Origin of the sequence: Vogesella sp. AC12, assembly GCF_024437575.1 — a bacterium.
Lineage (GTDB): Bacteria > Pseudomonadota > Gammaproteobacteria > Burkholderiales > Chromobacteriaceae > Vogesella > Vogesella indigofera.
In genome coordinates this window covers 268,753-278,957 of record NZ_JANFNU010000005.1, presented here as the reverse complement: position 1 = coordinate 278,957, position 10,205 = coordinate 268,753, and the positions used below count along the sequence as shown (strand labels likewise).

The window sequence follows — 10,205 nt, the reverse complement described above, 5'->3', positions numbered from 1 at the left end:
CGTTTGCGGCGTCAGCTGAGGAGGCGAACTATAGCGAAGCCCGCCAGCCGCGTCAACACCCGACAGCGGACTTTTTGACACCAAAGCGGCAAGTCCTTGATTCCACAGCCACCGCAGCACCAGGAAAAATGAAAAAGGTTGGCCGCAACACCTGCGGCCAACCTTTCGCGATTCCGGCAAACCGGAAAACAGGCTTAAATCCGGCTTATTTGCCGCGCAATTTGGCAAAAGCGGCCGCCATGGCGCCACCGGTATTGTCCTGCGCCGCCGGCTTGGCATTCTGGCGACGATGAGTGTCGCTACGCCCGGCGCCGCTACTAACCGCGGTACCGACTTCGTCATCCAGGCGCATGGTCAGCGCGACACGCTTGCGCGGCACGTCGACCTCCAGCACCTTGACCTTGACCACGTCACCGGCTTTGACCACCTTGCGCGGATCGTCGATGAACTTGTTGGACAGCGCCGAGATGTGCACCAAACCATCCTGGTGCACGCCGATGTCGACGAAGGCGCCGAAGTTGGCGACGTTGGTGACCACCCCTTCCAGCACCATGCCCGGCTGCAGATCCTTCAGGCTTTCCACCCCATCCTGGAAGGTGGCGGTCTTGAATTCCGGACGCGGATCGCGCCCCGGCTTGTCCAGCTCCTTCAGGATGTCCATCACCGTCGGCAGGCCGAAGCGCTCGTCGGTGTAATCGCTGGCACGCAGGCCCTTGATGAATATCGAGTCGCCGACGATCTGCTTTACCGCGCGTCCGGTCTTGCTGACGATCTGCTCCACCACCGGGTAGGCCTCAGGATGCACCGAGGAGGCATCCAGCGGATTGTCACCATTGCTGATGCGCAGGAAGCCGGCAGCCTGCTCGAAGGTTTTTTCGCCGAGACGACTGACCTTGAGCAGTTCCTTGCGTGATTTGAACGCACCATTGGCATCGCGATGGGCGACGATGTTGGCCGCCAGCGTGCCGTTAAGACCGGAAATGCGCGTCAGCAGCGGCACCGACGCCATGTTGACGTCGACACCGACCGCGTTGACGCAGTCTTCCACCACCGCGTCGAGGCTGCGCGCCAACTGGCTCTGGTTGACGTCGTGCTGGTACTGGCCGACACCAATCGACTTCGGATCGATCTTCACCAGCTCGGCCAGCGGATCCTGCAGGCGGCGGGCGATCGACACCGCGCCGCGCAGGGACACATCCAGCTCCGGGAATTCCTTGGCCGCCAGCTCGGAAGCGGAGTACACCGAAGCGCCGGCCTCGCTGACCACGATCTTGGTCAGGTTCAGCTGCGGGAAAGCCTTGATCACGTCCTGCGCCAGCTTGTCGGTTTCACGGCTGGCAGTACCGTTGCCGATGGCGACCAGCTCGACCTGATGCTTGTGCGCCAGCGCGCCAAGAATGGCGACCGAGCGATCCCAGTCGCGGCGCGGCTCGTGCGGGTAGATGGTGGCGGTATCGAGCAGCTTGCCGGTATTGTCCACCACCGCCACCTTCACGCCGGTACGCAGACCAGGGTCGAGGCCGATGGTGGCGCGCGGGCCGGCCGGCGCCGCCAGCAGCAGGTCGTGCAGGTTGGCCGCAAACACCTTGATCGCCTCGGCGTCGGCGGCGTCTTTCAGCTTCGACACCAGCTCCAGCTCCAGCGACAGGAAAATCTTGGCGCGCCAGCACAGGCGCACGCCGTCCAGCAGCCACTTGTCGGCGGCGCGACCGGCGTCCTTGATGCCGAACTGCGCGGCGATCAGCTCTTCGTAGGCCGAGCGCTGCGTGATCGGCGTCTCGTCCGGCTGATATTTCAGCGCCACCGACAGGACGCCCTCGTTGCGGCCGCGCAAGAGCGCCAGCGCGCGGTGCGACGGCGTCGACTTCAGCGGCTCGCGATGCGCGAAGTAATCGGCAAACTTGGCGCCTTCCTGCTCCTTGCCGGCGATCACCACCGCCGCCAGTTCGCCCTCGTTCCACAGTTTGTCGCGCAACCGGCCCAGCAGCGCGGCGTCCTCGGCAAAGCGCTCGATCAGGATGGCGCGGGCGCCGTCCAGCGCCGCCTTGGCATCGGCCACGCCCTTGTCGGTATCGACATAGCCTGCGGCCAACGTTTCCGGCACTTGCGTCGGGTCGGCGAGCAGGCTGTCGGCCAGCGGCTCCAGCCCGGCTTCGCGCGCGATCTGCGCCTTGGTGCGGCGCTTGGGCTTGTACGGCAGGTACAGGTCTTCCAGCGTGGTCTTGTTGTCGGCGGCGTACAGCGCCGACTCCAGTTGAGGGGTGAGTTTTTCCTGCTCGGCGATGCTTTTCAGGATGGTGACACGACGGTCGTCCAGCTCGCGCAGATAGACCAGACGCTCGGCCAGCAGGCGCAACTGGGTGTCGTCCAGGCCGCCGGTGACTTCCTTGCGGTAACGGGCGATGAAGGGCACGGTAGCGCCTTCGTCGATGAGATTGATGGTGGCGGTGACTTGCGCCTCGCGGACGGTGAGTTCCGTCGCGAGGCGGCTGGCGATACTTTTCAACATGCGGCGTTGTTCTTGTCGGAAAACGGAAGCCGCTACTGTAACGGCATACGCCGGAAAATCAAGCGGTGACCGGATTGTTCAGCCAGGCCTGCGCATCTTCCACCGTATTGAAGTATTCGGCGGGGACGCGGGTGAGCAGGCCGGACAGGTGCGCCGCCAAGCGAATCCAGGTGTCGTCGGCCACCACGGCAAAACGGCCGAATTCGCTCTCGTGGGCGCGCATGAAGCGAATCTCCTCCATCGCCATATCCAGCGTGAAGTCCTTGATGCCGGACAGATCCAGCAGCACATCCGGCTTGCCGTGCTCACCGCTGCGCTTGAGCAGCGCCTCCTCGAACAGCTTGAAGTCGCCGAGTGTGAATTCGTTGTAGAGGGCAACGTCCAGACCGTAATCTTGTTCGCGGATGGAAATCATGGTGCGGCTCCTGTGTGAGAGTGGATTGAAGGGACTGTCATTCCGAATATTAGCGCCTGCCGGCCAGAATGCCGCTGACAATAATCAAGGCCATCGCCAGCAGCTCGCCGGCGCCCAGCTGTTGTTGCCACACCAGCGCACCGAACAGCGCGGAGAACACCACCGTCAGGTAGGACAGGTTGGCGACCAGCAGCTTGCGGCCAACCTTGTAGGCCCGCGTCATCGCCAGCTGCGCCACAGTGGCGGTGGCACCAAGACCCAGCACCCACGGCAGGTTGTCTGCGGTCAGCGGCTGCCATGGCCGTCCCAGCAGCAACAGGCCGCCACCGAGCGTCGAGATCAGCGCAAAGTAAAACACCGTGCGCCACTCCGCCTCGCCGGCCTGCCCCAGCTCGCGCACGTGCAGGTAGGACCAGCCGGCGAGCAGGCCGGAACCCAGCCCCAGCAGCCCGGCCTGCCAGGCGGCACCGTCAAAGGTTGGCCGCAACAGCAGCGCCACCCCGACAAAGCCGAGCAGCAGCGCCAGCAACGCGTGCCGCGACAGCTTTTCTTTCAGCAGCAGCACCGACAGCAGCGCCAGGAACATCGGCGAGGTGTAGTTGAGCGTCACCGCCGTCGACAGCGGCAGATGGCTGATAGCATAGAAGTAGGCCAACAGCGAGGTGTAGCCGATCAGACCACGCTTGAGGTGGCGCCCCAGCTGCGGCGTGGCGAAGCGCTGCCGCCGCAGCAGCGCCACGCCACCCAGCAGCAGTACCGCAAACAGCGTGCGCCAGAACACCAGTGCCACCGTATCCAGCGATGCCGCACCGAGCTTGACGAACACCCCCATCAGGCCAAAGCTGACCGCGGCCAGCACCATCCACAAGGCGCCGGCCATCTAGCGACGCGCAGCCAGGATGCCGCTGCCGATGATCAGCGTCATGCCCAGCCAGGACAGCAAGGGCAGTTGCTGCTGATGCAGGAACAAGCCCATCAGCGCCGAGAACGCCACCGTCAGATAGGCGAGGCTGGACACCACGAACTTGCGCCCTTCCTTGTAGGCACGCGTCATCGCCAGCTGTCCGGCCAGCCCCATCAACCCGACGGCGAGCATTTGCGCCAGCTGCACCCCGTTCAGCACATGAAAGCCGCCATTGAACAGTACCACCAGCAGGCCGAACAGCGACGACAAAAAGAACAGCCAGAACACGGTAACCGACGGCCGCTCGCCCAACTCGCCCAGCTCGCGCACATGGAACAGCGCCAGCCCGGCGCCGAGGCCGGAACCCAGCCCCATCAGCCCGGCAAACCACTGCCCGGCGTCAAAGGTTGGCCGCAACATGCAAGCGATGCCGACAAAACCCAGCGACAGCGCAAACCACACCGCCGGCGGCAGCCGCTCGCGGCGTAGCAGCACGCAACAGAGGGCAAAGGACAAGGAAGAGGTGTAATTGAGGGTGACCGCCGCCGCCAGCGGCAGCCGGCTCAGCGCGTAGAACAGCATCGCCATCGACAGGTAGCCGATCAGGCTGCGCCGCGCATGGGCACCCCAGTGCGGGCTGCGCAAGGATTCGCCGCGCCGCAACATCAGCGGCAGCAGCACCAGCAGGCCGATGAAGGTGCGATAGAACAGCACCTCGAACGCCGGCAGCGTGCTCGACCCCTGCGCCGCAAACAGGCTCATCAACGCGAAGCACAGCGCCGCTGCCACCATCCAGCCGGAACCGAGACGACTCATGCGCCCGCCTCCGCTTTGCGCGCCACCGCGAGGCCGAGACAGATATCGGCGAACACGCGTCGGTAGCGCGCATATTCCGCCGCGTTGGCACTGCAGTGCGCCTTGATGTAGCGGCCATCGCCCTGCTGCTGCCACACCACCAGCTGCTGGCTGACGATCCACAGCCCGCTCTGTACGTACAGGCCTTCGCGATAGGACAACACCAGCCGGCCACGCTGCTGGTCGAGGCGCACCACCTGCGCCGCCTCGCGCGTGTCGTCGGCGCGGCGATAACGCGCCGCCAGACGGCTCAGCGGCTCCTTGCCGCGCAACAGCTGGCGGCTGACCTGCACTTGCACGCCGCCGCGCTCGCGGTCTTCCTGCCGCGGCGGCACGATGCGCAGCATCTCGTCGCTATGCGGCCGCACCTGCCACGCCGCCGGCACATTGATGGTGACACCCAGGTAGGGATTGCGATAGGTCGCCGCAGTGGCCAACCCGGAGAACAACACAGAGAACAGTACGCTTAATACAAATGGCATGATGGCCCGGCAGACAAAAAAAGGCGCGGAAATCCGCGCCCTTTTATTGTGCCGCACAAAACACGGTCTTAGCCAGCCAGATGTTCACCCATCTGCCGACGATAGAACTCGTGGAAGTGCTGCATCCCGTCTTCGGTCGGCGACTGGTACGGCCCGACCTCGCTCTCGCCGCGCAGCCACAGCGCCTTGCGGCCCTCGTGCATGCGCAGGCAGATCTCGTCGTCCTCGACCGCGGTTTCCATATAGGCCGCCTGTTCCGCCTCGATGAACTCCGGCTCGAACCACAGGATGTCTTCCGGGTAGTAGAACTCGGTGATCACCGTGCACTTTTCCGGGGCGCGCGGAATCACCACGCTGATCACCAGCACGTGCGGATACCACTCCACCATGATGTTCGGGTAGTAGGTCAGCCAGATGGCACCGAATTCCGGCTGCTGGTCGGCGTAGCGCTTGATGACTTCTTCGTGCCACTTGCCGTACACCTTGCTGCCGGACCTGGCCAGTGCGTTCTTCACGCCCACGGTCTGCACGTGGTAGTGATCGCCCCACTCCCACTTCAGGTCGGCGCAATCGACGAAATTGCCCAGCCCCGGATGGAACGGATCGACGTGATAGTCCTCGGAATAGACTTCGATGAAGGTCTTCCAGTTGAAGTCGTACTCGGTGGTCAGCGACTTGTGATAACCATAGTTCTCGAAAGTCATGTGCCTAGCGACGCCAAGCTTTTCCAGGTCGCGGCCAACGTTGCGCTTGGCATCAAACAGCAGACCCTGCCAGCGGGTCAGCTCGGTCTGGTTCAGATTCAGGCACGGCGTTTCCGGGAAGTGCGGCGCGCCGATCAGCTGGCCGCCGTTGTCGTAGGTCCAGCCGTGCAGGTTGCACACCATGTGGTTGCCGGTGCCGCGCCCCTTGTAGATCAGCGCCTGGCGGTGGCGGCAGACGTTGGAGATCAGCTTGATGTCGCCATCGACATTTTTCAGCATCTTGCCGTGGCCGAGCCAGTCCAGCGTGTGATAGTCGCCGGCATTGGGCACCATCAGCTCGTGGCCGTAATACTGCGGGGCATTGGCGAACAGGACTTGTTGTTCCAGCGCGTAGTACGCCGGATCAAAGTAGGTAAAGACAGGCAACTGCGCAGCAGAAGCTTTCAGCAACTGGGACGAAGCCAGATCAGACATTATTCCCACACCTCCGTGGAAGAAGATATAAGACCAGCCGAATCTCGCTCTTAACGAGTTTACGGAGTGCTATAAAAAACACTTGCCAGAACACGGACTTCCGTGATCCGCCCAAGCGGTCAGGGGCGGGATTGTCGGCTAAATCCCCCCCCGGGGCAAGCACTTTTTAGCCGCACAATTGCGCTGGATCAGGCTTTTTGCAAAAGAAACCGCCATAGCCGGTATCTGATCAAATTACGCGGCAAAACCCTTTTCTATTCATTGTCTTGTCAAACAGCTGTCACATAATCAGCCCGCATCGGGCAACATCGACAGCAAGGGAATCCCCGATGGTGCATTGCACCAAAATAGCGGATAATCACCGGTTATCATCAGTGCCCCTGCCGGCGGCCAAACGCTGCCAGCGCTGGCGCAGCAGCGCCCCCAATAAAAAGAACGCAACACCGGCACAGACCTCCATCAGACGTCTTCATGCTAACGGACCCGACATGACCAACCACACACTTGTCATCAACTGCGGCAGCTCGTCGCTGAAATTTGCGCTGATCGATGCCGCCAGCCAGCGCACCACCGTGACCGGCATTGCCGAAAAGCTCGGCCTCGCCGACGCCTGCATCAGTTTCAAGCAGGACGGCAAGAAAGTTGAACTGACTCTGGCGCAAGGCGATCACGCCGGCGCCATGAAAGCGATCCTGTCCTATTTTGACGAGCGCGAGCTGACCGGCAGCGTGATCGCCATCGGCCACCGTGTGGTACACGGCGGCGAGACCTTCAAGCAGTCCACTCTGATCGACGACAGCGTGATTGCTGCCATCGAGGACTGCGCTCGCCTCGCGCCGCTACACAACCCGGCGCACCTGCAGGGCATTCGCACCGCACAGGCCTGCTTCCCGCACCTGCCGCAGGTGGCGGTGTTCGACACCGCCTTCCACCAGAGCATGCCCGAGCAGGCCTACCTGTACGCGGTGCCGATGGCGCTGTACCGCGAGCACGGCGTGCGCCGCTACGGCTTCCACGGCACCAGCCACCGCTACGTCACCGCTGAAGCGGCGGCCATGCTGGGCAAGCCGCTGGCGGAATCCGCCTTCGTCTGCGCCCACCTCGGCAACGGCGCCTCGGTGGCCGCGGTACTGAACGGCAAGAGCGTCGACACCAGCATGGGACTGACGCCGCTGGAAGGCCTGGTGATGGGCACCCGCTGCGGCGACATCGACCCCGGCATTTTTGGTTACCTCGCCACCGAGCTGAACACCGACATCCAGGGCGTGTCCGACATCCTCAACAAGCAGTCCGGCCTGCTCGGCCTGTCCGAGCTGTCCAGCGACTGCCGTGAACTGGAAGACGCCGCCGCCGCCGGCCACACCGGCGCGCAGATCGCGCTGGAAGTGTTCGCCTACCGTCTGGCCAAGCAGATCGCCGCGATGACGGTGGCGCTGGGCCGGCTGGATGCGCTGCTGTTCACCGGCGGCATCGGCGAAAACTCGCCACTGCTGCGCGCCAAGGTGATCAAGCTGCTGGGCTTCCTCGGCCTCGCGCTCGACCCTGCGGCCAACGATGCTGCCTTCCGCGGCAAGGCCGGCCGTATCACCCGCGCCGGCAGCACGCCAGCGCTGGTCATCAACACCAATGAAGAGCTGATGATCGCGCTGGACACCGCCGCTCTGTGCGAGCCGGCGGCCTGAGGGAACAGCCATGCATACTTTTCTGATCGCCCCGATCGGCGTTGACGCCGGCCTGACCTCGGTCTCGCTGGGCCTGATCCGCGCGCTGGAACAGGACGGCCTCAAGGTCGGCTTCGTCAAGCCGATCGCCCAGGGCAGCGACACCAGCGAGCCGGAACGCTCCACCCACTTCGCCCGCGAGCTGTGCCGCCTCAACGCGCCGGAGCCGCTGCCGATGGACCACGCCGAGCACCTGCTGAGCCAGGGCCAGCTCGACCAGCTGATGGAAGAGGTGGTGCACCTGTTCCAGCGCGCCTCCGCCGGCGTCGACGTGGTCATCGTGGAAGGCCTGGTGCAGGACCAGCAACGGGTGTTCACCACCTACATCAACAGCAAGATCGCGCGCACGCTGCAGGCGGAAGTGATCCTGGTCGGCGCCGCCGACCAGCTGCCCAGCCACACGCTGGCGGAGCAGCTGGAGATCACCATCCAGGCCTTCGGCGGCCAGCCGCGACAGGTGGCCGGCTACATCCTCAACCGCCTGCGTCCGGGGCAGAACCCGGCCACGTTGGCCGCAGAGATCACCGAGTCCAGCCGCCTGATCCAGAGCCGGCGCATTGCCTGCCTCGGCGGCATCCCGTTCGAGCCGGAGCTACAGGCACCGCGCACGCTGGACGTGGCCAACTACCTGAAAGCCAAGCTGCTGCACGCCGGCCAGCTGACGCGCCGCCGCGTGCGCAGCATCTCGGTGATGGCACGCTCGGTGCCGCACATCGTCGAGCTGCTCAAGCCCGGCGCGCTGATCATCACCCCCGGCGACCGCGAGGACATCGTGCTCGCCACCGCGATGGCGACCATGAACGGCGTGCCGCTGGCCGGCCTGCTGCTGACCTGCGACGCCGCACCGGACCCGCGCGTGGCACAGCTGTGCCACAAGGCGTTCACCAGTGGCCTGCCGGTGCTATCGATCGACACCAACACCCTGGAAACCGCGACCCTGATCTCGACCATGAGCCGGCAGGTGCCGGCCGACGACATGGAGCGCATGGAGCGGGTGGTCGATTTCGTCGCCGAGCGCATCAGCACCAGCCAGCTGCGCCAGCGCATCGGCGAGCACCACGAGAAACGGCTGTCGCCGCCGGCGTTCCGCTACCAGCTGATGGAAAAGGCGCGCCGCGCCGCCAAGCGCATCGTGCTGCCGGAAGGCAACGAGCCGCGCACGGTGCGCGCCGCCGCCATCTGCCACGAGAAGGGCATCGCCCGCTGCGTGCTGCTGGGCGAACGCCAGGAGATCCTGCAGGTGGCCGAGGCGCAGGGCATCACCCTGCCCGCCGGCATCGAGATCGTCGACCCCAACGAGGTCCGCGCCCGCTACGTGCCGCCGATGGTGGAGCTGCGCAAGAGCAAGGGCCTCAACGCGCCGATGGCGGAGCAGCAGCTGGAAGACAACGTGGTGATGGGCACCATGATGCTGGCGCTGAACGAGGTCGACGGCCTGGTGTCCGGCGCCATCCACACCACCGCCAACACCATCCGCCCGGCGCTGCAGCTGATCAAGACCGCGCCGGAAGCCAAGCTGGTTTCCAGCGTGTTCTTCATGCTGATGCCGGACCAGGTCTATGTGTACGGTGACTGCGCGGTCAACCCGGACCCAAGCGCGGAAGAGCTGGCAGATATCGCCATCCAGAGCGCGGACTCCGCCGCCGCCTTCGGCATTCCGCCACGGGTAGCGATGATCTCCTACTCCACCGGCTCCTCCGGCAGCGGCGACGACGTGGAAAAAGTGCGCGAGGCCACCCGCATCGCGCGCGAGAAACGCCCGGACCTGCTGATCGACGGCCCGATGCAGTACGACGCGGCGTCGGTAGAGTCGGTCGGCCGCCAGAAGGCGCCGGACAGCCCGGTGGCCGGCCGCGCCACCGTATTCGTGTTCCCCGACCTCAACACCGGCAACACCACCTACAAGGCGGTGCAGCGCTCCGCCGGCGTGGTGTCGGTCGGGCCGATGCTGCAGGGCCTGCGCAAGCCGGTGAACGACCTGTCGCGCGGCGCACTGGTGGACGACATCGTTTACACCATCGCGCTGACCGCGATCCAGGCCGACCAATTCAGCCGCTAAACTCCGGTCGCCCCCGCCCCCCCCGCCTACCCCGCCCGATCATGCCTGCATGATCGGGTTTTTTCATTGCGGCCAACCTTGT

General features: G+C 64.6%; 8 protein-coding genes. 2 read left to right on the top strand and 6 right to left on the bottom strand.

Annotated elements, in window-relative coordinates:
• Positions 1-205: 205 nt before the first annotated feature.
• The 6 genes from NOM55_RS10760 to NOM55_RS10735 all read right to left on the bottom strand — a co-directional run bounded on the left by NOM55_RS10760 (position 206) and on the right by NOM55_RS10735 (position 6,343).
• On the bottom strand, positions 206-2,509 hold the full coding sequence (locus NOM55_RS10760; protein ID WP_255908573.1) for a Tex family protein: 2,304 nt from the start codon (positions 2,507-2,509) through the stop codon (positions 206-208).
• A gap of 58 nt (positions 2,510-2,567) precedes the next feature.
• A complete protein-coding gene (locus NOM55_RS10755; protein ID WP_120811371.1) occupies positions 2,568-2,924 on the bottom strand; it encodes an STAS/SEC14 domain-containing protein in 357 nt (118 codons plus the stop codon).
• Positions 2,925-2,973: 49 nt separating this feature from the next.
• Complete coding sequence (locus NOM55_RS10750; protein ID WP_255908572.1) at positions 2,974-3,804, bottom strand: DMT family transporter; 831 nt, start codon at positions 3,802-3,804, stop codon at positions 2,974-2,976.
• Positions 3,805-4,644, bottom strand: a complete 840-nt coding sequence (locus NOM55_RS10745; protein WP_255908571.1) for a DMT family transporter — start codon at positions 4,642-4,644, stop codon at positions 3,805-3,807.
• Positions 4,641-5,165, bottom strand: coding sequence for a hypothetical protein (locus NOM55_RS10740; protein WP_255908570.1), 525 nt, complete (start codon positions 5,163-5,165; stop codon positions 4,641-4,643). Before NOM55_RS10740 ends, NOM55_RS10745 begins: the two co-directional genes overlap by 4 nt.
• A 68-nt stretch (positions 5,166-5,233) precedes the next feature.
• On the bottom strand, positions 5,234-6,343 hold the full coding sequence (locus tag NOM55_RS10735) for an aromatic ring-hydroxylating dioxygenase subunit alpha (RefSeq protein WP_255908569.1): 1,110 nt from the start codon (positions 6,341-6,343) through the stop codon (positions 5,234-5,236).
• Positions 6,344-6,831: 488 nt separating this feature from the next.
• Here NOM55_RS10735 and NOM55_RS10730 point away from each other — a divergent pair, with 488 nt between their 5' ends.
• Together NOM55_RS10730 and pta are read left to right on the top strand one after the other, a co-directional pair.
• Positions 6,832-8,025 carry an acetate kinase gene (locus tag NOM55_RS10730; protein ID WP_047966081.1) on the top strand — a complete coding sequence of 398 codons (1,194 nt, stop codon included), beginning with the start codon at positions 6,832-6,834 and terminating at the stop codon, positions 8,023-8,025.
• 10 nt (positions 8,026-8,035) lie between these two features.
• Positions 8,036-10,123, top strand: coding sequence for a phosphate acetyltransferase (gene pta, locus NOM55_RS10725; protein ID WP_255908567.1), 2,088 nt, complete (start codon positions 8,036-8,038; stop codon positions 10,121-10,123).
• Positions 10,124-10,205: the final 82 nt, after the last annotated feature.